Genomic DNA, 25,984 nt, shown 5'->3' on the forward strand with positions numbered 1-25,984 from the left:
GGAATCGCTGAAATTACCATAAGCCAACAATAACTTCGCATAAACCGATTCCAAAGACATGTTCCAGAGCATTATCGCCCCCGCGCCAACAATTCTTGCGTACTCCGATAAAGCTCGGGATGCTCCAACGCCGGCGCGAGATAAACGGCTTTTCCCTGCTGGCGACATTTGTCGATAAACTCCGGCAAACTATATCGATTGCCGAAATCTCGGGATGAGCAGGCCGTACCGGAATGATAAAGATCGTGCAGCACCGCAGCGACTCCGTTTAGGTTAATATGAGAATAATCCAACCCAGGGTAGGGGCGCAACAATATTATCGAACTGGAGAACTTCGCATTCAATGTTATTTTGACGCAATTACTTCGCTCTATTTCATGTAATTGGGTAAATCGGCCGTGCTCGAATTGCATGAAAGGGCGCGATTGCACACTGACGAAATCGCCGCTTAACTGTAAGGAAGAGGCCAATCTGGTAGCAATGTGAACCCACATGTGCTGTCCCGGATTTTTATAAGGAACCCACACGCCCCTCGGCTGTTGCTGGACGATATACTCCACCGCACAGATAAAATTGTCCAATCCGTTAGCATCGGGATGACCTAAAGGATGATTGCTGGAAACCAGCAGCAGCGGAATTTCCAGACTATTGAAATACAATCCCAAGGCCGCGGCCGTGAAGGCCAATGTATCGGTTCCGTGGGTTACAATGACACCGTCGTACTGATCCGGGTTTTCCGCCTCGATAGCACCGATCAATCTGTTCCATACAGAAGGGTGCAAATTTTCGCTCAACAGCTGCAGCGGCTGCGAAATTTTGAAACTGACTGTGTCTACTCCGATGTAACTCCGTTCGAATGATTCAATAAGCTTGAAACGCGCTTGATTTGATGTGTCAATCGTACCCTGGTCGCTGCTGGAGCCGATGGTTCCCCCGGTAAAAACAAGCAGAATCTTCTTCATTATTTTAGGTATGATGTGCAATCGAAATATAAGCATCATAAACGAAAATATGAAAATATCACTCATCGTCGCGATGGCCAGCAACCGAGTCATCGGCGTGGACAATAAAATGCCCTGGCATCTATCGGCCGATTTAAAAAAATTCAAACGAATCACCATGGGGTCTCCCATTTTAATGGGCAGAAAGACCTTCGAATCGATCGGCCGTCCATTGCCCGGCCGGCGCAATGTCATCATCAGCCGCAATCCCGCTTATCGCCAGGAAGGCTGCGAGGTTTTCAACGATCTGAACCAAGCTCTTAGCAGTTGCGGCGATGCCGAAGAAATATTTGTCATCGGTGGTGCCAAACTTTACAAAACCTTGTTACCGCGCGCGGACTATTTGTATTTGACCGAAATCAACCAGGAATTTGCCGGCGACACACTGTTCCCCGAGTTCGATAGACAAGATTGGCGTGAAATTGACAGAGAAGATATCGCCGATGATCCGACGGTGGATTTTTCCTACAGCTTCATCAAACTGGAAAAAATCGATGTTGGCGAGGAATATGCCTATAAAGACGTTGGCTGTTGAAGGTTGGCAACTTGCAAAACATTGCAACTTTATGCGGTCGCGATGTTATTGTTTGATCGAGTAAAAAGGAGTATCGTCGAGAAGCTGATAATAAAAATAAAGTGATAATTCTAATAATAGAGGAAGGATTATGGCTAACTACAATAACTATAACCGACGCCAATTTCTGCAACACTCAGTATTAGGTGTCGCGGCTTCTGTTTTTCCCAACCTATTATGGGCGCAGGCTGGATATATCAAAACGTCACCGACACCCGGATTTAATCCGGATGTGGAGATTGAATTTACCTCCCGTCTTGCCCATATACAAATACTAAAAACCGGCCCGACCACTCGGGTACAAAAATATTACGCCAGATTGCTCAAGGGCCCCAAACATACCCTGCAACAACTTCCAGGCAATTACCTGGGCCCGATCTTAAATTTACAACAAGGACAAAAAGTTCGGGTTTATTTTCATAACCGTCTCCCCGAACCTTCCATCATCCATTGGCACGGCTTGCACGTGCCGCAAAAAAGCGACGGCCATCCGATGTATTCGATTCCTTCCGGCGAGGGCTTCGTCTATGAATATGAAGTTTTGAACCGGGCCGGCACCAGTTTTTACCATTCCCATACCCATGAACTTACTGCCGAACAAGTCTATAAGGGCTTGGCCGGATTGATCACAGTAACCGACGGAGAAGAACAAAAACTAGACCTGCCTTCGGGTGAATACGATTTACCGCTGGTCATACAAGATCGGACATTTAATGCCAGAAACCAACTTCGTTATGTCCATGGCATGCATGGCCGCATGATGGGTTTTTTGGGCGATACCATCCTGGTCAACGGAAAACCCGATGTCGAATTTTCGGTCAAATCGCGCGCTTATCGATTTCGGGCCCTAAATGGTTCCAATTCGCGCATTTATAAATTGGGCTGGGACGACGGCACGCCCTTAACGGTCATCGGCACCGATGCCGGCCTACTGGAAAAACCTGAAACCCGGCCGTATATCATGCTGGGTTCGGGTGAACGCGTCGATTTATGGCTGGATTTCAGTGGTCGTGAAGTTGGTTCCAAACTGGTGCTATACAGCCTGCCTTTTTCCGGCGCGATGCCGCCGATGGCCGAAAGAATGCGCAAAGGCCAGAGCAACAATTCTATGGGTATGGGTAGAATGGGCGGTAAAAGAGGCGGCATGATGGGCGGAGGCATGGGCATGATGGTTAGCCGGCTTGCCCAAGGCGAGAAATTTCCCATTGCCACCTTTAAGATCAGCGAGAAAGTCAGCGATTCGCCGAAACTGCCGGAAAGATTGGTCGCCTTTCAGCGCCTGACCGAAAAGGATGTCGATAATGCCGATAAACCGATTCCGATCGCCATCTCGATGAAACCGATGGCGCCGCAACTGAACGGCAAATCCTTTTCCTTGGATCAAGTGATGGATTTTGAAAAAGTACCGCTGAACTCGATCAAGAAAATCCGCATTTTTCACGACCATGGCATGAACGAAGGCGAACATGAAGCAATGGCTATGGAGGGAAAAATGAAGAAAGGCGGGGGCATGGGCATGATGTGGTCGATGGCCCATCCCATCCACTTGCACGGCCAGCAATATCAGATTATCTCGAGAAAAATGGAAGGCATGCGCAAGGAAGAATACGCCACCGTCAAGGACGGCTTCATCGACTCCGGCTGGAAGGATACCGTGCTAATCATGCCCGGCGAGGAAATCGAAATCATCAAACCGTTTCAGGACTACAAAGGCTTGTTCCTGTTCCATTGCCATAACCTGGAACATGAGGATTTGGGGATGATGAGGCAGTTTTATATCGGTTAGTTATATTCAAGATTAGAATGGCCTGGATACGTGATTATAGACCGTATGTATCCAGGCAATAAACGTTAACGCTCCCAGCACCCTGTTGAAGCATTATCATCGCTATCGGTCGATGTCTTGCTGCCATTCTGGTCTATAGACAGGGTCTTACAATTAGTGTCTCCCGTCTGGACGCCTTTATAGGTGGCAGTTAAAGTATAGTTAGCCCCGTCAGCTCCAGAAATACTCAAATCGTAATTATTATCTGGAGAAGCAGTGCTATGCTCCACTGTGTAAGTTGGGGTCGCTGTATCACACACCGAATCATTAACGCCATCATTATCGTCGGCGACAATATTATCCGCGTATTCAATACAATTTGCCCTGAATTTTTCTTGCGCTTGCTGCAAAGCCAATAAGCCTGCCTTGGCATCCGCCCGTCTCGCCCTCATGACATAGTCCTGGTAGGCAGGATAGGCTATCGTGGCCAAAATAGTCAGAACAACAACGACTATCATCAGTTCAATCAACGTAAAACCTTGATTTTTTTTCTGCATAGTTATTCCTTGAGCCATTAACTATTAATTACTAACAACATTTCTAAATCAGCCGATGTTATCGACATATTCGCTTTAATTACAACATGCCCTGGTCGATAGACATATCCCTTATCGTCGGCATTTATCTAAGATAAATTATCGAAACCATTTTTACTTTATGCCAGGGGTTTATGGTTTAACTACTATCAGCATAGTATAAAACCTATTGATATTATGAAAGTTTTACGTCAATCAAAAAATGACAACAGCGTAGCAAAAAATAAAAATCGATAGCCTATAATGAATGGAACATTGGAGAAAATCATGATTTGTTATGAATAAGCAAAAAAATGCTGGGTTCACGCTACTGGAAGCAATCATTGTAGTTGCAATCATCAGTATTGTTGCCGTGTTCGCAATTCCGGCATATCAAAATACTGTCGAACGTAACAGATTAAAACAGGCGGTGGAATCGTTTAAATCGGATTTACAACTGGCTCGCACCAAAGCAATCAAACGCAGCCAGAATATTTTGATTACTCGCACAGCAGGTAATGCTGGCGCATGGTGCTACGGCCTAACGGCGAAAGCAGCTTGTGATTGCACGCAGACGAACGCGAGCGCGGCTGATTTTTGTGAAATAAAACGCGTTTCTGGTAACGATTTCGATTCCACCAACCTGATTTCAGCTTCGGGTAATAGCAGTTTTGATTTCCGGCGCGGAACAATTGGGGCGAATGGCGTCAGCTTCAGCACGGATAACTACACGGCCAGGGTGGTTTTCAGCTCTGTGGGCAGAGTAAGAATATGTACACCCGCCGGAACTACCGGCTTACCTACTTATCCAGGTTGTTAATTTAGGGCGAGGATTCTATATGAACAAAAACTCCGGTTTAACCCTAATTGAAATTTTGATCGCTCTAGTGTTGGGTTTGTTAGTGATTGGTACGACGATTACCCTTTATATCATGACCGTCAAAAGCAGTAATGACACCCTACAATCCACTCGTCTGAATCATGACCTGGATTCCGTGTTGAGTCTAATGATGAACGATATTAAACGGGCCGGATATTGGGGAAATGCAGTGATTAATGCAGACAGCAGGAATAATCCCTTCACTGTCAATCCAACAACCGACATTCAAATCCGTAACCTGGCAGCTCCTACTACAGTTGCCGACCCGGGAAACTGCATACTCTACAGTTATGACGCAAACGACGACGGAGTGGTTGATAATAACGAGCATTACGGTTTCAGACTAAGCAACAACAGTATTGACATTCGCAAATCAGGAGTCACAAACGACAATTGCAATGATGCTGGCAATGATGATTGGGAAGAGATTGTCGTAGGAGATGAATTGAATATAACCAATCTTCAGTTCAGTATGTTGCCGCTCGGCGCTCTGAATGCCACGACCCGGTGTATGAACTTTTCTCCCGATCCCTCGACCTCATTTAATACGACCTGTGACGTTGCTGATAACACCGCCGGAAATATTAACTCCGGAGATACTGTCGTTGAAAAGCGGATTGTCAATATTAGTGTAACAGGCACTCTGGACAATGATGCGGCCGTGACAAAAACTCTTACCGGTACAGTGCAAGTTCGCAATGAACGAATATTTACCCAGCCGTAAGAGAGAGGAATATCGATGAAGTCAATCAAAAAAAGATTAAACAAACAACATGGTGCGGCTGCTTTATTAACTTCAGTGGTGCTATTGATCTGTATCACCCTTGTTATTCTGCTTACGGCTAAAACTGTTTTGGTGGAAACCCAGATCACATCCGACAATTACCGAACCAGTCAGGCTGCATCTGCGGCGAGTGCGGCCATGAACCATGGAATCGCCTATTTCATGGAGGATGGATTGGATCATGATGGCGATGACGCCGTCGATTTCACTATTGGCTCGCGGTTTAATCTCACCCTCAATTCCGGTGGACAACAAACCACAGCCCAATTTTATTACGACAATAATCCGGGAAACGCATGCGATTGCCCACCACCCGGTTGCATGGCTACAACGAACATGACCGAAGCGATGATCATTGCACGGGGATGGAGCGATGATGGAGTCGCCACCAGGACAATATCGCAGTGCTTAACAACCTTCGATATTTTTGACGGAGGCGAAGGCCCTAAGCAACCCTTTGTGAGCCGCCAATCGGTCGGCGTTGCCGGTAATGCCAGAATTATCAACCGCTACACTAACAGTAGTGTTTGGTCGGGCGGCAGTATCGGCATACTCGGTGCTTCATTCGGTACTTATTTACGACCATCCAATACTCTACGCACTGATTATACCAAGGCTGAGCTTGACGATGAGGACGAAACAGTCAACACCCAACGGGTATCGGACAGAGACTCTGGCGTTGGCATCGACGTGATTACCAATGATCCCACGCTGGGTAATAAAACGCCCGATCAATTGTTCGATATGTTCTTTACAACCACCAAGACCAAAATCATGAATCTGGCTGATAGCGTTGACCAAAAATTCGCTGTCGGTGTAGATCTTGATGCTGTCACTCCAGCCGTCTCAGGGGTCGTCTGGGTGGGCGATAACAGTGCCACGCCATCCACGACAGATACCACCATTAGTACCGGCGATGTCATTGGTTCACCCGATAAGCCGGTGATATTGATCATTAATGGGGACTTAAAAATGACCGGGGGTACCGTCCATGGCGTCATCTATGTGATGGGGGAGCTAACTGTTACAGGTAACCCAATTATGAAGGGTTCCTTGATTAGTGAGAGCGGTAACAGTAGTGGAACAGGAACATTGAACTTGGTTTACGTACCTTATGGCGAAGAGGGCGATCCCAACCCTGCTTTTATTAAAGGAACGGGGGCGGTTGTGAGCGGCTCCTGGACGGATTGGTGATTTATAAAATAAAAGGTGTTTGCGATGCACAAATTGAGTAACAGAAGTCATAGGGGTATCGGCCTCATTGAAGTGCTGATCACTACTGTCGTGATCGCGGTCGGCTTATTGGCGGTCGCTTCCTTACAAAGCGGCTTAACCAGCGAAAGCGGTCTGAATAAGACGCGTTCGGAAGCAAAAACTTTATGCGATAACAGGATAGAGCAACTCCGGGATGCGTTAAGTGAGGCGGGGTATAATGCCATAGCCAGCTCGACCGCAGATGAAACAATCACCGGTACCAATGAGGTATTTACCCGCAGCTGGTCCGTCGATGATTTACCGGACGCCGGAGCAACCGATCCTGCCGATCAGGTTGGCCCCGAGCGCAAGCGCATCAGCGTTACTTGTAGCTGGGGCGCCGGCGGTGCGAATGAACGAGTCGTAGTGCAAAGCGTTATCAGCTACGAAGATTTGGGCGCCGCCGCACTAGCCGCTATTACCTCCGGGCTGGGCGGATTAAATATCAACGACCCAAGCACGAACGCCAACTCTTCCGATGAAATCATTGATGCAACGGATGTTCCCATTCCCGAGGATGCGGTAGCCGGCGACAATGGCCTTTACAGCCTTCCCGGACTCGAAGAGGGCCAATACGTCAAGGACAACGGTGATGGAACTGGAACAATAGTTTATTTATGTAGTAGCTTAATTCCCTTTGAAAACGGGTTGTATACCCGTCGGGTACACTATAAACCGGCAACCACCGATTTCAAGGAAGCGATCGAATTATTCGAAGATAATGAAGATGCTTTCGGCAGTTGCACCCGCCGCATTCGTTTTAACGGCGGCATTATTTTACCGATCAAGGGAGTCGTGTATTCTAGGGCGACCACGGGAAATGGAGCTAACGTTACTTTGCTGGAATTGAGGGACGCCTCCAATACGCAGCTTTTCACCTTTAATGCGACGGAAAGCGGCAGTTATTGCGTGTTTAACCCCGAAGAAAGTAGCACTAGTGCTCCCTATATTTGCTATGTGGGCGGAAACTGCGTCAATGGACCTGTAGGAACCACGGCAACTACGGATGGAATCAACTTTTCCAACGCAGGTGTCGGCGATAATACAGTAGTGACTCAATGTCCGGCGCCGGTTGCCAACCCATCTCCAACACCGCCTTATCCAACTGGAGTCTATCAGGAAGTTGGGCCTGGCGGTTGGCGTGGCAAAGTGGGATTGTTAGGTATTCCGGAAAGTAGTAAGAATGTATGCTTTGCAGAAGAATTAATCGAGATTCAGCAACAGCAAGCCGACCAACATACGTTAGATACAGCCAGGAACTATTTCACCCGCAGAGTCAACAACGGGGTCGAAAGCAACGAAGGTATCAACCGACCTTATAACTGTCATGACATGGTCATTATCAATGGCCAATCTACTACCGTTCAGGTCCATGACGAATGTATTCAGGAATCAGCAAGCATCGTTGGTTTGGCTTTGGCATCAAAAAATATTCAGCGCAATTTGACTGGATCTACGATAAACAGCGTTATCTTAACGCCGGATATTACCTTTTGCACGAATGATACACCTACCGAATACACGATTGCGGGAACTGTCACCAATGCCGCCAGTGTTCCGGTTATCACTATCAATGATGGTTCCAACAGCGCTAATTGTACGGCCACCATTTCCAGTTATTCTTGTACGATCAGCACAACTGCCAATGCGGTCACAATCACCGGCACAGACAGCAATGGAACAAGCAGTTGTTTTATGACTCCACCGGACTCACCAGCATGTGAACTCAAATTCACTCAAATCGAGGGCCAAAGAACCATAACAGCAGCGATCATAAAAACTGGCAACGGCACTTTATCCAACATTACTGTTAGCGGTACCGATGCCACCTGTGTCGGAACCGAATGTACGGTGGCCAACGACTGGACTGGAACATTGACGGCTACGGCGACCTGTAGCGGTACTCCAACATCGGTTAGCGCTACTAGCGCAACGATCGCTGCGGATGCCGTCACAACCAGTATCACGATGCCTGAATGTACCGATACAGTCGTCAATCGGACGATTAGCGGAAGCATTTCGATATCGAATCAGGTGGACAATTTGGAATCGATCAGCGTAAATCTCAATGGCAGCGTATGCGGTGGCTCGTTATCTAAATTATCCAACAGCACAGGAAGTTACAGCTGCACTGTTCCAGATGCCACTAATGTCACCATTGAGATCACCATATATCCGGTATGTAGTAACAAACAATACACGATTTACGCGAATACTCCTTCCGGACAATTTAGCTCTACTGGTGATGGCGTGTTGACTATTAATCTTGGAACCATTAGTAGCGACTTAGTTATCGATGGATCTGTTACCCGTTCTAACTTAAATTGTAATTAGACATATTAAATATGCATTTCAAACTCGATAAATGGGACTCCTTTCGTTCTACTCACTCGAAAATAGAACGGAAGGTGCTTCAAAACGGTAATCCTAACGATCATGGCGCTTGGGCGCCACCCCAGCCAATGAAAGTGTCAAACGCCTGATCGTTCCCTCTCCCCAGCCCTCTCCCAGAGGGCGAGGAGATTAAGGTACACTTCGCGACTTTCATCGTAAAAAGAACATTACTATTCAGTGTAATTTAGGTTAATCTAAAAAATCTGAAATGCTTTACAGTATTAAGCTCGGTAGCTTACCGCAAACAGCAAGAAAGGAGCTGAGTAATAAAGGCCCGTTGTTTTTCGGCAGGTTGACAAATAACTATGCTGACGACAGAAGATATCTGCGCCGTCTTGAGACCGAAAGCAGCCGGATATCTTCTGATAAGCTTTAGTCATGCTAAGAGCGTTTCCCCTGGTTATGGGTATAAGGCACAATATTGGTAATCATGAAACGCAATACGCCCCGTTCATAAAGATGCAGGCGTCCGATAAGTAATGCGCTTTGCTGTGTGCGCTTGCGCCGGACTTTTTTGACCGGGCCTAGGGGTTTCTTCTTTCGGTGCCGAGCATTCCAATTCGGCTTGTTTCAGTAAGGTACGGTATCGCGTCTTGTGATCCTCGGCCAAGGCTTCAGGCAAGCTCAAATTCGTATTTAATCAGCAAACCGAAGGTGAGGATCGTAAAACTTTCATATCCGGTTCGCATAAAAGATAACAACAAGGTTTCAGGACGGTATTCTTTCTAAACTTTATTCGGTCAAAAGTCTTTCTTGTATTACCCTGGCGCAACCCAGAAAATAAATACCTTTGATTTATCGTAACCCATTGAATTTTATGGAGCCAATGGCAGAGTCGAATGAATTTCTCAAGCCATTGAAATTATTACAAATAGAACCAACTAACCAATTAAATAATCACAAATTAAACTGTAATAATTAAAGGAAATCAGACGAGTATGAGGTAGAGTCCATTAATCTCCACCGCATCCTCCATCACAGCCTCCACCGCTATCACCATCGGACCAATCGCCAAAGCCGTCGGGAGAACCGCCGAAATCTCCACTAGAAAAATCACCACCGCAATAGGGAGTGGCACCTTGGCTGTCGTTTCGGACAGCCCGGCAATCCGGGACGTAAACAAAACCATCCGCGATATTGAGTCTTTTGTCGATGTCGAATAACAACGGCAATCTGCTGGGTTTGCGCGGGTCTATATTTTCCTCTCGGCAAGTTTGCCACCAGACACGCCGCAAACCGGTGTTGTTTTGCCTGTTTTTGCCTAGCACTATGGCTGGCGTGTGGTGTAGAAACCGTCCGAACGCTCTCTTGCAGAATGCATCATAGTGGCGAGTATACAGAATTAGCTCATGCCAAAGGTCGTCGACAACTTGCGAGGGCATCGATACAAATCGGCAACCGCCCTTCAAATAGGCCAGGAAAAATTGCCGTAACGCTCGGCCAACCAATTGACAGTCCTTCGGCGACAATTCCGGCCGGCGCTTTTGCAACTTGTCATATAAACCTGGCGGGAAAGTATAGGTGCGAATAAAGTCGACCCTGTACCGCATCCGTCGCCGGTGCACGACGACCACCAAAAATATCAATAATGTGACAACCACTCCTATAACAACGATGCTCATGAACTTTTCCGATTGAAAACATGGGTTATAACTATAGATCAAATGAATAAGCCATTAATCATCGGGCGACAGAGCTCAATTCAAAAGTAGAGTGATTTGCTGCTTTAATGTATAAGGAAAGCAGACCAAGATAATAAAAAGTCCGGCTCACTAAAAACGAGGAACATCATTATGGCAACCGATTTTAACAGATTGAAGTCAGTCATCAGACGTTGGACCTTAATTTTAGGAGTTAGCCAAATCACTGTCGGTTGCTTGATTGGGTTCATTCCTCCTGATGCCGTGTTATGGTTTCGCGGAATTGTAATGGCGCATATCGAATTTACCATCAATGGAATTCTGATGATCGTATTCGGTTTTTTGCTCAATGAGCTGCATCTAAACCATATTTCGCTTAAGGGGTGGTTTACGGCTTTACAAATCGGCACTTGGACAAATGGAATGGCAGGACTGATCGGCGCCTTTATTGGTGCTTCGACACCGCTCATGCCGACAATCAACGAAAAATTCCCTCCTCCTAATGGCACCGATAACACGATTGTGACAGGTTTTCTTATACTCTGTAGCGTGGCCATCGTGACAGCACTACTGCTCACGCTTTACGGCCTGATTCGATCTAGCACAATTGACGAGAATCAGAATGTCTAACAACGTTTTGGGAAGTATTCCACATCTTGGCGGATGTGTTTATCGATGGCGAAAGCCTGGCAGCGAGTTTGATCAGCAATGGGCTTGCCAGGGAATATCACGGCGGGAAGAGATTGGGGTGGTGTTCTAATTAGTTTTAAAACACCTAAGTTTGGTATTCGAAAGGTTCCAATTGAATACACTAATGATGTGACAGGTTTCTTATTATCAAAGTAGGAAGCAGTTAACATTCTCTATACTCAATTATTAATGCGATGCTCTCAGCAGTAGTTGAGTGATAAAGATGAAAGAATCAGCCTGGAAACGGCCAGCATGGATTACCGCGATAATAGGAGTTGTCAGTGCTTTCCTGACGATTGCTGATATTATTGGAAATTATATTTAACGAATTTTATTGCCTTAAAGATTTGATTCGATTCCACCAATACAGATTTGTTTCTGAATTCGGCCTTTGCCGTGATCTAAACAGTGCAATTTCTCCGCGCACTCTTGATAATATAAAGTCCTTAGCTATTATCCTTAGAATGATTAGGATGGAAAGTTGTGCGAGCGTTCAATGTATCAGGCTTATATTTCGCCGTCGTATTGCTGTTTTTGCTTTATCTGTTATGGATGATGATACAGCCATTTTTAGCGGCCATCATCTTTGCTTCAATCATTACGGGTAGTGTCTATCCGTTCTATAAGATACTGCTAGATAAAACAAAATTAACGCGACAGCTTGCCGCCATCGTCATTTGTTTTTTGATCATCGTTGTCGTTTTTTTTCCGACCATCTATCTTTCCTTCGTGCTTTCTAAGGAAGCCGTGACCTTATATGAAGATTTGGTTCTGCCTCTCAGCAGCGAGTCGATAAAAGATTTTTTCATGGGCAACGGCCATGTTGCCAGAGCATTGCAAAAATTGAACACGATGCTCGAAGTCGAGGTACATTTCGATAATTTAATTAATGAGATCGTTAGCCAGGTTAGAAATATTTCCGCTCTGGTGATCGTGACGATAAACAATATCGTTGAAAATATCATCAATTTCTTATTCAACTTCATGATCATGATCCTGGTCATTTATGCATTATTGACCGAGGGCATTCCGCTGAAAAAATTTATGTTAAAGCTTTCTCCGCTGCCAGATGATCAGGAAGAATTGATTATCGAGAAATTCAATCAAATGAATTTCGTAACTCTCGTTTGTAATGGAGTCGGCGGATTGATACAAGGTATTTTGGCAGGAATCGGTTTTTGGTTGGCCGGAATCAATCTAGTGGTGTTATGGACGACTATCATGATTATATTGGCGTTCATTCCGTTGTTGGGAATCTCGATAGTCTATATTCCGGCCTGTATCTATCTGGCCAGTAAAGGTCAGATTGTTTCCAGCATCATGCTGTTTATCTATTGTTCTGTGGTGGCGTTTGTCACGGAAAACTGGTTCAAACCCATCTTTATTGGCAATAGAATTCAGATCAATTCGCTGTTTGTGTTGTTCACCATTATCGGTGGGATGACGGTTTTTGGCTTAGGCGGGATTTTCTATGGCCCGATCATTGCGATTCTTTTTTTGACGATGGTCGATTTGTACCATAAATTTTATTCAAGCCAGTGATGACAGAGCGATGACGGCGTTAATTCTCAAAGTCGTCATTGCAAATCCACTGATGATTTGTAAGCAAGAGAATCGAAACCTATTTTTAATTCTGATCATTGGTCTCTAATGCGGAGTTTTGTCGTCTTTGCCGGATACATCTTCGTGATTGCGGTGACGAATACCTGGACCACTATATGATCGAACAACTCGCGGACAGAACCGAAGCGGGAGAATCGGTCGCGGGAGCCTTGTTCATGGGCGGGGCGACTTCTCTGATAGTTATACATACAAATTTTGTGAACGTCCTGTTAGTGTCGGTTTTACTCCTTCAATTTTGACTGAGCAAGTTCGGCCAATTGCTGACACAGAACAGACCTTTATAAATGGCTGCAAACTGGCTCATTGCCGCCAATGATTTTACTTGGGTCAAAATCAAAGGGTTTTAGCTTCCTTTAGTTGTGGCCCAGCAATTTCTGTATAGTGCGAATATCTCTTTGGAACCTGTTGGTAAAGTTGGGCGGACCATATATCCCCCCATTTTTTGACCCATGTTGAATGCGTAGAATACAAAATAGACCTATTCCTATACGTTAGATTTCAGGTCAGGCTTTTAGTACTTGCTCTAATGCCGGGAGATTCCTGGTTGAACCTTTACTTAGTTGAATCCTGAATCAAGGTTTTTATGTCTCGTATCGGAGGAGCGCCGAATAAACGATTGTACTCCCGACTGAACTGGGAGGGACTCTCATAGCCAACCTCGAATGCGGCTTGCGAAGCTTCGAGATGGCTCGTCAACATCAACCGCCGCGCTTCATTCAACCGCATTCTTTTTTGGAATTGAAGCGGACTCATGGCTGTCATGGAACGAAAATGTTTGTGAAAGGCTGAAACACTCAATCCTGCTTTGCCTGCCAACTCTTCGACTTTTACTGGCTTGCTGAAGTTATCCTTAAGCCAATCGATTACCCGGGCGATTTGATAGCCATGATTTCCAATGGTGGAAATTTGTCGCAAGCGTGGCCCCTGCTCACCCGTTAGCAGGCGATAAAAGATTTCCTGTTGAATGAGTGGTGCCAGAGCAGGGATGTCGTCCGGCTGTTCGATAAGGTCGAGCAGCCGATTAAAGGCATCAATCAGAGGGACGGAGACTTCACTGATCGCTATTCCAAGACGGTCTTTTGTTGGGGCCTGCGATGACATGTCATTGTCCAGCATCAGTTGGCCGATCATGCGAAGGTCCAGTTCCATCGTTAATCCCAAGTAAGGCTTTTCGCCACTGGCCTCTAGAATTTGCGCGACCACCGGAAGGTCGACGGAGGTAATGAGAAACCTGTGAGCATCGTAGATATAGACGTCCTCGCCAAGAAACAGACGTTTTCGTCCTTGCCCAATCAGGCAAATGCTTGGAGCGAGCATGTAACTCGTGGGCTCGGTCGGTGCATCCCAACGATGCAGGCTGAGCCCACGAATCGGGGTATCGAGGCTGTTTTTTCCTTCGGTCCATCGCGCAATCCTTTCCGCCATTCTTGCCGCTCCACTGTTGATTCCACTGGTCTTTTCGTTCTGTGTATTTGAACTATCGCTAGCCATTGAACTTCCTAGTCTTTGCATTATCGCTATTGATGCCTGCTAACGAGTCTAGCACCGCCATGTTTGATTCGACAACGCCGATATCTCAAGGCAAATAGAATCAGGCAAGAAAAGAATAGAAACGCGATACCGTGTTTTTTGTTTCACTGCTTAAATGGATGGCGAATCCTATTTAATTGAAAGCGGAGAACCAATCATGCAATTTGAATATCAAAATCCGACCCGTCTCGTTTTTGGTGCCGGCTCTCTGCCCCGCTTGGGCGAAATGGCTGGGCAATATGGCAAGCGCGCATTGCTGGTGACCGGTGGTGGCAGCGTTAAACGCATCGGTACGTTCGACAGGGCACTCAAGAGCTTGAAAGATGCCGGTATCTCGGTATTTGAGTGTGAGGGCGTGGAGCCGAATCCCAGAATCTCATCGGTGAAACGCGGCGCGGCAATCGCACGCGCAAACGAATGCGACCTGGTCGTTGCGCTGGGCGGTGGCAGCACCATGGACGCCGCCAAGGTCATTGCGGCAGCCGTGTTATATGACGGCGATCCATGGGATATGATTTTCCACGGTCAAGCGGCCCCGCATATTCCAACCCAAGCGCTCCCGATGATCGCGGTTCCGACCCTGGCAGCCACCGGTTCCGAGATGAACTGCAGCGCAGTGATTTCCAATGAGGAGACGAAGGAGAAATCCTTTGTCTCGGCAAATTGCCTTTATCCGAAGGTGGCGCTGCTCGACCCCGAATTAACGGTGAGTGTTCCCAAAGACCAAACCGCCTACGGTGTTTGCGACCTGATGACGCATATCACCGAGAGCTACTTCAATGGGGTCGGCGATACGCCAATTCAGGACCGTTTTGCGGAAGGCGTCATTTTGACCGCAATGGAATATGGCCCTAAAGCTATCGCTAACGGCAACGATCTGAATGCGCGTGCGCAGATCCAATGGGCAGCGACCGTCGCATTGAACGGCTGGATTAATTCCGGTAGCGGCGGTGCGGGGTATCCGGTTCACATGATCGAACACACCGTCTCGGCCTATCACGACATTACCCATGGCGCAGGCCTGGCAATCATCAACCCGGCGTGGATGCGATTTGCCGCGCAAATCAACCCGTCTAAGTTTGTTCAGTTTGCCGAACGCATTTTTGGCTTTTCTGCAAACAGCCCGGACGATATAGAGTGCGCTCTCGCCGGAATAGACCGTTTCGAGTCGTTTCTAAAATCCATCGGTTGTCCGACGCATCTATCCGAAATGGGCATCGATGCACAGTTGATCGAGACCTATGCCAAGGAAACCTTGCGGATTATTCATGATGAGAACGGCCGACTGCCGGCCCTTCCGCCAATGACCGAAGCCGATATCGTCTCGGTGTTGCGTGCCGCGGCGTAGTGAACTACCTTGGGAAAAACCCTGTTCTGATTAAACGGTAATCGATAGGAGCTTTTGATATGCCAACGAAAAAGCGTTTTTTTAGCACGATGATGCTTGCCTTGACAGGTTGTGTGACCAAGTTCGGATTGGCGGCCAAAGCGAAGCCTGCTGGCCAAACCTTATATCAAGCCGGCTCGCAAAAGTCTTTCAAAGGACCGGAAGCCTATTTTACCGGCGAGGTTCGGGTCGACATAATATTTCCCGGCAATGAAACAGCCCACTATTCCGGCGCTTATGTTACCTTTCAGCCCGGCGCCAGAACGGCATGGCATCTTCATCCGGCCGGGCAGCATATGGTCGTTACCTCCGGCGTCGCACTTACGGGAACCCGAGACGGCAAAGTCATCGAATTCAACGTAGGCGATGCCGTTTGGTGTCCGCCGAATATCGATCACTGGCACGGTGCGACGCCGGACGAGCAGATGACCCATCTGGTGATCACAGGTAGCCTGGATGATCAAAATGTGGTCTGGAAGGAAAAGGTTAGCGATGCGCAATATTACGCGAGTCGCCAAACGAAGGAGAAGTCCTCGATCAATGTTGATGCTTTGACTGCAAAGCAGCAGAGCATCGTACCGATTGCAGCCTTTACCGCAAGCGGAGACTTGGAGCGATTGAATAAGGCAATAAAAGCCGGACTGAATGCCGGCCTGAGCGTTAATGAAATCAAGGAAATTCAAATTCATCTCTACGCTTACGCCGGATTTCCTCGCGCGTTGAACGGTCTTGCCACGCTGATGACAGTCCTCGACGAGCGAAAAGCCGAGGGCATTCAGGATGAGGCCGGCAAATCGGCAAGTTCGTTGCTCACGGATAAGAGCAGCACCGAATTGGGCAAGGAAGTACAAACCCGGCTGGTCGGCAGGCCGGTTTCCGGACCGCTATTCGATTTTGCGCCCGACATCAATCGGCTTCTGCAAAGCCATCTATTTGGCGATCTGTTCACCCGCGGCATTCTGGATGATCAGAGCCGGGAAATTGCCACGCTCTCTGCACTGGCAAGCATCGATGGCGTTGATTCTCAGCTCAAGGCACACGTCGGAATCGCATCCAACGTTGGGCTCACGCAGAACGAGCTAACGGCGCTGGTGACAGTGCTGAAAGAGACGGTGGGGAAACAGGAAGGAGGTCGAGCCGAACAGGCGCTCATGGCAGTTCTATCCAACCGAAGTAAAAATCCATAATGCAATATATAACGCTATCACTATTCAAGCAGAAAAATTTACTCCATAAGAATAAACTGATTGCGGTGAGAATACGGACTTCGACGGGCGAGCGAGCCTCGTCCTCTTGTTTTCACCTAATCAAAGGTTCAACTGCGTTTAGGTGGCCGATTTGGCTACGGTTTCCTTCAGACCCCGCATTGGCTCGGCATTATCGTCAACCCCCTTGGAAGCAGTACCAAGTTTCTTGGGAGGGACACCCTTGCCTTTGTATACATCTTAGCTTCTCACAGTGCATTGGCTGAACTTTCATCACCTATCTGCCATGCCAGCGCACCGCACTAGTTGGTTCACTCGCCATTGAATCTAGGTGTTGAATGGCGGCTCATCGAACCACTGCCGACATTGAACGCAAATCTTCGAATATCAAATAGGGGTTACACTTTCAATTTTGACAGATCAAATTCTGCCAGTTGGGGACTGCCACGTTGGTAAACACTAGTGACAGCAGTTGATTCGTGAGTTGCCTATTAGTTACCGCTATAGATGCTTGATTGTAAGACGTGGTAGCGTTTTCACAAAAAATATATGCTATTTGACTTCGAATATTCGTCGATCTTCAGGAATAGGTTATTACACGCAATACGAGATCAGTCCCAGTGAGATTTACTTTCCATTGTTACCAACAATCGCCTCTTTTTGCTTTTCTATCCATCGTTCTGAATGCCAGTTGCGCAAGGCTCACAGGTAATACCGTGGAATTGTGATGTCCCAGTTCCGGGAAAAAACCCGTTTTTCTCCCTCCCAGGCATCCAGCTCCGCCCAGATGTAAAAATTGTCGGCGTCTGCGGTCAATATCGTATGGGTAGTTGTCTCTACCTGCCAGTCGCCGCGACGGAAAACGCGTTTTGTTTTCGTCTCGCCTTTCGGTGAAGTGAAGTCATCGTCCTGATAGGTATACCAATTACGCGTTGAATTGATGATCTCGAGATCGATTTCACTGATGAAAATACGTCCCTGATCCTGAATGACTTCGAGTATCGAACGATCGTCGGCCAGGTCGCGATGCACCAACCAGTTATGATTTGGCGGCTCCAGGTGGGTCATTTCTAGTGGTCGTCCCCCTTCCGGCTGCTCAAATGCAATTGTCTCGTCAATCTCGCTGCACGGCCTAACCGGCAGTCGAAGAGCAGAATCCGCCGGCTTGATGGTCAATCGCACGGGTTCCGGTGAAGGCCATGCCAGGGCCCAATAGGAGGTGGAAACGCTCACCCGGAGGCGGTGCCCCTTGGGGAAAACCTGGGCAATGTGATTCAGCGGTACGGTTACCGGAATAAATTCGCCGGGGGTCAGAGCCTGCGGCCGATCACTTCCGCAGTGGTGGTTGAGGTTGAACAGACCATAGGTGACCCTGGTGATCTTGTCGTCGGGTGCGACGTCACAAAGCCGCACCGCCACCATCGCAACGGCCCTGTTGCTGGACACCCGTAGTTCCAATTCCGGCGCGCCAAGAATCTCAAGATCCTCGGTGAGTGTCCCGCTTTCAAAAACCAACGCACCGCCGTCTTCCTCCCGCTGATCGTGGGGCAGGTCCGGCGCGGCGGTGTAGGAACACCATTTGCCGGCAAAGAGACCGACGCTCAAGGGTGACTGAATTGACAATTCTCCACCGGCATCTGCCGGTCGGCTCTCATCTTCCCGCAGTAATCGCCAGGGAGCCAACCGAAATTCGCGGGTTTCTATGCGTGCTGAAGGCCACTCCTGCTCCCCGACCCAACGTCCGGGCCGCTCGTGATAATAGCAGGTCGGCGGTACACTATCCTGCATCCAGGCCCGCAGAATCGGCTCCGCCATGATGCCGTTATCACATCCTTTCAGCCAATGGTCAAACCAGCGCAGGCTCTCCTGCAAAAAACCGATGGCCGGACCGGGAATTCCCTGGTGGGGATATTTGTGACCCCAAGGACCGATCAGTCCCTGTCGCGGCACCTCCAGGTGTTCCAGCAGGCGGAATATTGCGTTGGTATATCCATCCGCCCAACCTCCCACAGCCATCACTGGGCAGCGGATGGCACCGTAATTCTCACACACGGAGCCGTGCCGCCAGTACCCATCCCTGGACTGATGCCGAAGCCAGGTCTCCAGCCACAGGCCGCTGCCATCCAACCGTTCCAGCCACATGTCTCGCCACCGCTCGCCGACAATCTCCGGATCCGGAGGACAACTGTTGACGGAAAACATGGTAGTGGATTCGGAGAGGTTGTCCGTCAGTAGACAGCCGCCCATGTAGTGCATATTGTCGGCATAGAGATCGTCGGTGGAGCAGGCCGTCACAATTGCTTTGAGCTCTTCGGGCCGACGCGAGGCTATCTGCAGTGCATTGAATCCACCCCATGAGATACCCATCATCCCAACGTTACCGTCACACCAGGGTTGCCGGGCCAGCCATTCGATGACCGCGACACCGTCGCTAAGCTCCTGCTCCCGATACTGGTCCAGCATGACACCGTCGGAATCGCCGCTGCCCCGCAGATCGACACGAATGCAGGCGTAGCCGTGGCCGGCCAGGTATTGATGGTTAACGGCATCCCGGGCCCGGGTCATATCTCGTTTTCGATAGGGAATATATTCGAAGATGGCGGGCACGGGGCTCTGCTCGGCTTCAGACGGAAGCCATAGCCGGGCTGCCAGCCGTCCACCATCCGCCAAGGGTATCCAAAGGTTCTCGATAATATCAACCCGATAGGGTAGATCGGAAGGTTCGCACTGTCGCATAGCTATTCTTTCCTGCTTCCTTCCACCGCGCGAATCTCAAAGGACAGTAACCCCTCCGCCTGGTGGTATTTTGTCAACATCTCATGGTCGGTTTGTCCAGCCACCTCAATTTCCGCCAGCACGTAGCTGTAGGCGTCTTGGTCTACCAGAGAAGAGAGATACTGCCCCTTATTTACTTTTACCCGTACATCGGTGTCCGGCTGCAATGTTTTCAACTGGTCCAGTTCCTCATCGAGCGGCACCCGGATCACGACGCCATCCTCCTGGCTGTAATACCGCCGCAGGAATTTTGCCGCGTGCTTATAGGGACCTTTTCCGTGCTGAAAATGAGGCTGATCGCCAAGGGCTACGTGAACGGCAATCTCGTGGTTCGACATTCCATCAACTTTTTCGAATTGATAGCAGTGGGATTGGGAGATCCGTGGATTGATTTCGATGATCCACAACTTATCGGTTGCCTTATCCCAGAAAAACTCCATGTTGAAACAGCCATTGTCAAAACCTATCTGCAGCAACACTTTCTCAGCCACTTCGAGCGCCCTTTGTTGAATAGCGTGGGGAGCCTGCGAGGGGTATTCATAGCGCAGGAAACTCTTGTGATTGTGGTCGCGCACCATATCTACCATGCCGTGTGCGTGAAACCGTCCTCGCTGAACGCTGCCTTCAGGCGCAATTTCGAGACCGTGGATCAATTCTTCGGCGATCATACAGTTACCATCGATCCCTGCCACTTCGGGAGGAAGATCGACCCTCATGAGGAGGGTATTGAACGGATCGCCGATACGCCGAATCTTTTGGCGAACAATCTTTAACGCCCGCTCCAGATCACGGGGCCCGTTAATACGGAAGCCCAGCATCGAGCCGTAGCCCTTGATCGGCTTTATCCAGAAAGGGTAATCCAGCGTGACGCTGGCCACCGCGCTTTCATCAAACGGGTTTAGGGCACAAAAAGCCGGTGTGTTTTCCGGCACAATTTTTTGTTGCTCAATTCGGCTCCAGTATTTGTGGGAGCACTTGAGAACAGCATGGAGGGAGGGAGAGGGAAGCCCCCATTCCTCGCAAAGTACCGCCGTCATGGAGGTGGCCGGAAAATCCCAGTGACAGACAATGGCGTCCACAGACCCGCTGAACGAACGCAAAATCCGCCTGGCCTTGTCCAATTTTTTGTCAATCACGTAATTGTGTTGATATACGACCTCGTCAGATCGCAACAGAGGGTGGAAGTCAAACCGGTCTGCATCGGATATCTGTAATAGATCCGGGGCGTGTCGCTCGTCGTAACCTAGCACAAAGATATTTCTTTTTTGCAATTTTTCCATCACCAACTGACCTCGCAGGAGTCTTCAAAGAACTCCTCTATTTACCGGGAACCACTCTGGCGCCAATTTGTCTTCCTGATACTATTGATATTGATGATACCCGCCAGGGGTAACCTGCTCGTCCAAACCACCCTATGCCATGACGTGTTAGACATTATATGTCTCATATGCTTAGTTACGATGGTTTTCAACTTCACCAAGTTAATGACTGACTAATTCGTATGTTGGACGAAGCCGCTAACGCGGAGAAAAGCGGCAGTAGCCGGTAATTTATAAAATGTAATCTCACGCCCTCTTTTAAGAGGGATTATTCCATGACGAATCATGAGGTTACGCGACAATGACAACATCATTCGAATCCCATTTCAAGCAAAACTATCAAAGCCATCTGAAACACCTCAAACTTAAAGGGTTGCAGCCCAAGACGATCGAGGCCTATGCCCGTGCGATTCGACGTATCGGCCAGTATTTCAACGAAGACATCAATGCGTTGACCGAACAGCAACTGACCGATTATTTCACCGATTTGCTGGAGTCGCATTCTTGGAGTGCGGTCAAGTTGGACCTGTACGGTCTCAAGTTTTATTACACCCATGTACTGCGCAAGCCTTGGGTCGCGCCGCAGTTGGTCAAGCCGCCGAAGGCGCAACGTTTGCCGGATATCGTCACTGTCGACGAGGCGCGGTGTATCTTCCAGTCCACGCGTATTCTCAGTTACCGGGTGTTCTTTTTCACGCTCTACAGTCTAGGTTTGCGCCTCGGCGAGGGATTGCGTCTTGAGGTTGGGGATATCGATGCCGGTCGCCAACGCGTGCATATCCGAGATGCCAAGGGCAATAAGGATAGACTGGTGCCGTTGCCGGCTGCCACCCTGGATTTGCTACGCCGCTTCTGGCAAGTTCACCGGCATCCGGTCATGTTGTTTCCCAATCGCCATGGCGGTTTGAAGGGCGCGCAGCGCGCGCAGAGCCCTTTGGATCGCGGTGGCGTGCAAAAGGCTCTGCGCCAAGTCGCGCAAGACTGCGGTTTAAAAAAAAGATTACCCCGCACTGTCTGCGGCATAGCTATGCCACACATTTGATTGAAGCGGGCGTCGATCTACTGGAAGTGCAGAAAATCCTCGGTCACCACAGTATCCTCACCACTGCCCGCTATACTCACCTGACCGACGGCACGAATCAAAATACCGGCCAGTTGATTAATGCCTTAATGAATGGCTTCGACATCGACTGGGGGGCGGTCAAATGATCTTGCTTTCCGCCATCATCCAAACCTTCGAAGCCGAGTTTCTGGTCGCTTACCAGGGTCGCTTGTCACCCAGTCAGCGTCAGGCGCTGGCCGCGATGAAACACTGCCGCACGTCGCAAGGCCCTGTGATGTTGGCGCAATGCGATGATTGCGATCGGCAACGCTTGGTGCCGCATTCCTGCGGCCATCGCAGCTGCCCGCATTGCCAGTCGCACGAATCGCAACAATGGCTGGAAAGGCAGTTGCAGAAGCAGGTGCCGGCCGAATATTTTTTGCTGACGTTTACTTTGCCCAAAGAACTCAGGCCGTTGGCCTGGCAACAGCAACGTACGTTGTATGATCTGCTGATCCGCTGTAGTTGGGATACCGTCAACACCTTCACCCGCAACGATCAACAGCTTCAGGGCAATGCCGGTGCTATTGCTGTGTTGCATACCCATTCCCGCCGATTGGATTACCATCCGCATGTACACTTGGTGATGCCGGCGGCCGCCATCGATCCTGATAAACGACTGTGGCGCACCAAACAGGGTAAAAAGGGCCGGAAAGGCTATTTGTTCAATCACAAGGCAGTGGCCAAAGTGTTTCGGGCCAAATTGCTTGAAGCGATCTCGCAGGCCGGTTTGACATTGCCTGACTACTATCCGCAACAATGGGTCGTTGACGTCAAGTCGGTCGGACGCGGCGATAAAGCCTTGGTTTATCTGGGACGTTATCTCTATAAGGGCGTTATCCAGGAAAAGGACATTATTGCCTGCCGAGATGGCCAAGTAACCTTCCGTTACCAGGACAGCAAAACCAAAAAGTGGCAGACTCGAACACTACCCGGCGTGAAGTTTCTGTGGCTGATGCTCCGCCATGTTCTGCCCAAAGGCTTTAGGCGGACTCGCAACTTCGGCTTTTTGCACCCCAACAGCAAACGGCTGATTCGTCTGCTGCAAGTCTTGCTCGGCGTCAATCCCAATCGTGCTATCGCTTGGCTCAGGCCCCGCCCGAAACTCCAATGCCCATGTTGTGGTGGAACCCTGCAGATTATCAAAACGCGCATTCTCGGTTCTTCGGCTGTCATGGCATTGAATTCGACCAAAGCGTAGAGGCAAAACCGGTTATGTAAGCGGCATTTCTCACTGACCCAAACCGATCATCGGGCATTTTAGCACCGAGGCTTTCGTTCGGTCTGAATTCAGGGCAAAATGCCGCTAAAATCCGAAATTCCGGGTGTGATGATCAGCATCACGCCCATTTCAGCCCGTTTATCGACGTCAACGCTTGAAATGGGCCAACACATCCCCCAATCCTTCGAAAAGCTATTTTCTTATATAACGCTCCCTCCGAATACCGGGCTTGTCCAACAAACGGTTCAGATTGTGGCTCGCTCCGCGATTACAATCTAACCTTATTCGTTGTGGCATTTTCTAACCAGAGCCGGATAGGGAAACTCCCCCTAACCCGAATATTTCATGAGAGAGGCGGGCATGCTTGTTGATATTTGATAAAATTCAGTTGGTTAGATTGAATTTAACCAACAAGTAGCCCATGACAAATTGTACTCCAGCTCAAATAGAATTTCCTCCCCTAAAACGCCGTAAAATAGCGGCTCAATTCAGCGGTGGGGCAATCACCAGCGATGGCGGCGTGCTATTGTTAAGAACGGTGGATCAACGGTTACGATTAACGGAACGGATTGCCCAACACATTCCGGATTCTCGCGATCCGGCCAAAATCCAACATCCCTCTGTCGACTTGCTACGGCAAAGAGTTTATGGGTTGGCCTGTGGTTATGAGGATTTGAATGATCACGGCACGCTGAGAAACGATCTGGCCTTACAGACGGCGGTAGAGCAAGACCGGACATTAAGTAGTCCATCAACTTTGTGCCGGTTCGAACAGCGGGCGGATCGAGGGTTGATGTGGCGGGTTCATGAGGAACTGGTGGCGCAATTCATCGCCTCGTATGAGACGGCTCCGCGATCCCTGATCCTGGACTTAGACGCCACCGACGATCCGCTGTATCCCCCGTCTATCAAGGGATACGGCGATTTCACGTTTTCAAAGTAAGTTTTTTTATCGTACTCCTAACTACTAGTTACGAAAATACATCTCGTTCATTTTTTACCTATGTACATTTTTAATGAACAAGCTAAAATAATGAACAAGTACTAATTATAGCAATAGAGATATTAGAGTGAAAACGAATGATGTCGGACTAATAGACAAAGCAGTGGAGAGCCTCAGGGAGCAGACAGGCTTTACCATTGAGGTTGATCGTTATTTCCATAACACCATGGACGCAACAGGTAATTTGAATACCGGCGCTAGAGAAATACCTTTGGCTATCGAATGTAAAAAAAGAGTTACTATTCCGATCTTAGCGAATATACGCAATCAGTTTGTTCACTTAATCGAGGCAACTGAAAAAGGGATATTGATAGCCGACTATATAAACCCGGTCATGGCTGAGCGACTCAAGGCGATGGATATTTGGTTTCTTGACACTGTCGGCAATGCTTATATCAATGCCTTGCCTGTTTATATCTATATCAAAGGCAATAAGTCAGTCGAAGAACAAACGACTAGTCCAAAAATGAATCGTGCATTCAGCCCGATGGGTTTGAAGGTAGTTTTTGCTCTTCTATGCCACCCGGATCTAGTCAAAGCGCCCTATCGAGATATTGCGCAAACGGCGGGTGTTGCACTGGGAACAGTCGGCTGGGTATTCAGGGATTTAATCCGATTGGGACATATTATTGAGATGAAGACTCTCGGGCGCCGCTTGAAAAATCGGAAAAAACTATTGGAACGTTGGCTGGTTGCCTACCCAGAACAACTCAGACCCAAGCTTGTAGTAGGACGATACCGAGCACCTGATCCGGACTGGTGGCAAACAGTGGTTTTACATAATCTGTATGCCTATTGGGGCGGCGAAGTGGCCGCAGATAGACTGACTAATTATTTAAAACCGCAAACGGTTACTATCTATGCCTGGGAAAAGCGGGTCCGTGACCTAACGCGTGATCTAATAAGATGGTACAAACTACGCAGAGACCAAAACGGCGATATCGAAATCCTCAAAGCGTTTTGGGATGTCGAACATGAATCTGATCGAACGGATATCGTCAATCCGATACTTATCTATGCGGACTTGATGGCGACCGGCGACCCGAGAAACATCGAAACAGCACAAATCATTTATGAGCGAGAACTTGCAGAACATTTCCGGGAAAATTAGCGAAGCGATCGTTTCAATTTACGCGCTGATCGCCGACATAGCTGAACAAAATAACTATGTCGACCGTCTTTCCGCGATTCGGGCCGTTGACGATGAGTCGATTGGCTACGATTTAGCTACGGCCAATAAAAAAGGCTTGTGACAAAACCG

General features: G+C 48.5%; 19 protein-coding genes and 2 pseudogenes. 15 read left to right on the top strand and 6 right to left on the bottom strand.

Going from position 1 to position 25,984, the window contains the following annotated elements; all coding sequences use genetic code 11:
• Positions 1 to 71 precede the first annotated feature (71 nt).
• On the bottom strand, positions 72 to 962 hold the full coding sequence (locus tag EP25_RS21985) for an asparaginase (protein WP_327036931.1): 891 nt from the start codon (positions 960 to 962) through the stop codon (positions 72 to 74).
• Positions 963 to 1,011: 49 nt separating this feature from the next.
• On the opposite strand from EP25_RS21985, the gene folA reads away from it, so the two are divergent.
• Both folA and EP25_RS0112900 read left to right on the top strand, forming a co-directional pair.
• Positions 1,012 to 1,536, top strand: coding sequence for a type 3 dihydrofolate reductase (gene folA / locus EP25_RS0112895; protein ID WP_031434273.1), 525 nt, complete (start codon positions 1,012 to 1,014; stop codon positions 1,534 to 1,536).
• A gap of 130 nt (positions 1,537 to 1,666) precedes the next feature.
• Complete coding sequence (locus EP25_RS0112900; RefSeq protein WP_031434274.1) at positions 1,667 to 3,361, top strand: multicopper oxidase family protein; 1,695 nt, start codon at positions 1,667 to 1,669, stop codon at positions 3,359 to 3,361.
• 65 nt (positions 3,362 to 3,426) lie between these two features.
• Here EP25_RS0112900 and EP25_RS0112905 read toward each other — a convergent pair whose 3' ends face one another.
• A complete protein-coding gene (locus tag EP25_RS0112905; RefSeq protein ID WP_036301256.1) occupies positions 3,427 to 3,897 on the bottom strand; it encodes a type IV pilin protein in 471 nt (156 codons plus the stop codon).
• 316 nt (positions 3,898 to 4,213) lie between these two features.
• Between EP25_RS0112905 and EP25_RS22545 the strand changes: the two genes are divergently transcribed.
• Genes EP25_RS22545 through EP25_RS0112925 form a run of 4 tightly spaced genes read left to right on the top strand, consistent with a single transcriptional unit; the run spans position 4,214 to position 9,167 of the window.
• Positions 4,214 to 4,735, top strand: coding sequence for a GspH/FimT family pseudopilin (locus EP25_RS22545; RefSeq protein ID WP_051906665.1), 522 nt, complete (start codon positions 4,214 to 4,216; stop codon positions 4,733 to 4,735).
• A gap of 19 nt (positions 4,736 to 4,754) precedes the next feature.
• Positions 4,755 to 5,519: a PilW family protein gene (locus tag EP25_RS0112915; RefSeq protein ID WP_031434277.1), complete on the top strand. Its 765-nt coding sequence runs from the start codon at positions 4,755 to 4,757 to the stop codon at positions 5,517 to 5,519.
• A gap of 15 nt (positions 5,520 to 5,534) precedes the next feature.
• Positions 5,535 to 6,773 (top strand): hypothetical protein, encoded by a 1,239-nt coding sequence (locus EP25_RS21990; RefSeq protein ID WP_036300561.1) that lies wholly within the window; start codon positions 5,535 to 5,537, stop codon positions 6,771 to 6,773.
• A gap of 24 nt (positions 6,774 to 6,797) precedes the next feature.
• The gene (locus EP25_RS0112925) at positions 6,798 to 9,167 is read left to right on the top strand and encodes a PilV family protein (protein ID WP_031434278.1); all 2,370 of its coding nucleotides are present in this window, start codon (positions 6,798 to 6,800) and stop codon (positions 9,165 to 9,167) included.
• A 1,013-nt stretch (positions 9,168 to 10,180) separates the two neighbouring features.
• Here EP25_RS0112925 and EP25_RS0112930 read toward each other — a convergent pair.
• Entirely contained in the window at positions 10,181 to 10,849 is a 669-nt protein-coding gene (locus tag EP25_RS0112930) for a glycine-rich domain-containing protein (RefSeq protein WP_031434279.1), read from the bottom strand.
• A 171-nt stretch (positions 10,850 to 11,020) separates the two neighbouring features.
• Between EP25_RS0112930 and EP25_RS0112935 the strand changes: the two genes are divergently transcribed.
• Positions 11,021 to 11,497, top strand: coding sequence for a hypothetical protein (locus EP25_RS0112935; protein WP_031434280.1), 477 nt, complete (start codon positions 11,021 to 11,023; stop codon positions 11,495 to 11,497).
• 543 nt (positions 11,498 to 12,040) lie between these two features.
• The gene (locus EP25_RS0112940; RefSeq protein ID WP_031434281.1) at positions 12,041 to 13,099 is read left to right on the top strand and encodes an AI-2E family transporter; all 1,059 of its coding nucleotides are present in this window, start codon (positions 12,041 to 12,043) and stop codon (positions 13,097 to 13,099) included.
• A gap of 633 nt (positions 13,100 to 13,732) precedes the next feature.
• Here EP25_RS0112940 and EP25_RS0112955 read toward each other — a convergent pair.
• Positions 13,733 to 14,671: an AraC family transcriptional regulator gene (locus tag EP25_RS0112955; RefSeq protein WP_036300562.1), complete on the bottom strand. Its 939-nt coding sequence runs from the start codon at positions 14,669 to 14,671 to the stop codon at positions 13,733 to 13,735.
• Positions 14,672 to 14,825: 154 nt separating this feature from the next.
• Between EP25_RS0112955 and EP25_RS0112960 the strand changes: the two genes are divergently transcribed.
• Together EP25_RS0112960 and EP25_RS0112965 are read left to right on the top strand one after the other, a co-directional pair.
• Entirely contained in the window at positions 14,826 to 16,058 is a 1,233-nt protein-coding gene (locus EP25_RS0112960) for an iron-containing alcohol dehydrogenase (protein WP_200875031.1), read from the top strand.
• A 59-nt stretch (positions 16,059 to 16,117) separates the two neighbouring features.
• On the top strand, positions 16,118 to 17,284 hold the full coding sequence (locus EP25_RS0112965) for a (R)-mandelonitrile lyase (protein ID WP_084191036.1): 1,167 nt from the start codon (positions 16,118 to 16,120) through the stop codon (positions 17,282 to 17,284).
• A 720-nt stretch (positions 17,285 to 18,004) separates the two neighbouring features.
• Here the strand turns inward: EP25_RS0112965 and EP25_RS0112970 are convergent.
• Positions 18,005 to 20,038, bottom strand: a complete 2,034-nt coding sequence (locus tag EP25_RS0112970; RefSeq protein WP_031434285.1) for a CocE/NonD family hydrolase — start codon at positions 20,036 to 20,038, stop codon at positions 18,005 to 18,007.
• Between the two features lie 2 nt (positions 20,039 to 20,040).
• Positions 20,041 to 21,357 (bottom strand): ATP-grasp domain-containing protein, encoded by a 1,317-nt coding sequence (locus EP25_RS0112975; RefSeq protein WP_031434286.1) that lies wholly within the window; start codon positions 21,355 to 21,357, stop codon positions 20,041 to 20,043.
• Between the two features lie 340 nt (positions 21,358 to 21,697).
• On the opposite strand from EP25_RS0112975, the pseudogene EP25_RS0112980 reads away from it, so the two are divergent.
• The 5 genes and pseudogenes from EP25_RS0112980 (at position 21,698) to EP25_RS23485 (ending at position 25,976) form a co-directional block, all read left to right on the top strand.
• A pseudogene (locus EP25_RS0112980) lies at positions 21,698 to 22,605 on the top strand (tyrosine-type recombinase/integrase).
• On the top strand, positions 22,602 to 23,699 hold the full coding sequence (locus EP25_RS0112990; protein ID WP_036300033.1) for an IS91 family transposase: 1,098 nt from the start codon (positions 22,602 to 22,604) through the stop codon (positions 23,697 to 23,699). Before EP25_RS0112980 ends, EP25_RS0112990 begins: the two are co-directional and overlap by 4 nt.
• 442 nt (positions 23,700 to 24,141) lie before the next feature.
• Positions 24,142 to 24,618 (top strand): annotated as a pseudogene (locus tag EP25_RS0113000) (transposase); the annotation flags it as partial.
• Positions 24,619 to 24,790: 172 nt separating this feature from the next.
• The gene (locus EP25_RS21995; RefSeq protein WP_051906666.1) at positions 24,791 to 25,834 is read left to right on the top strand and encodes a type IV toxin-antitoxin system AbiEi family antitoxin; all 1,044 of its coding nucleotides are present in this window, start codon (positions 24,791 to 24,793) and stop codon (positions 25,832 to 25,834) included.
• Positions 25,809 to 25,976 carry a hypothetical protein gene (locus EP25_RS23485; RefSeq protein WP_235185901.1) on the top strand — a complete coding sequence of 56 codons (168 nt, stop codon included), beginning with the start codon at positions 25,809 to 25,811 and terminating at the stop codon, positions 25,974 to 25,976. The genes EP25_RS21995 and EP25_RS23485 overlap by 26 nt, the downstream gene beginning before the upstream one ends.
• Positions 25,977 to 25,984: the final 8 nt, after the last annotated feature.

Source organism: Methylomarinum vadi (assembly GCF_000733935.1).
Lineage (GTDB): Bacteria > Pseudomonadota > Gammaproteobacteria > Methylococcales > Methylomonadaceae > Methylomarinum > Methylomarinum vadi.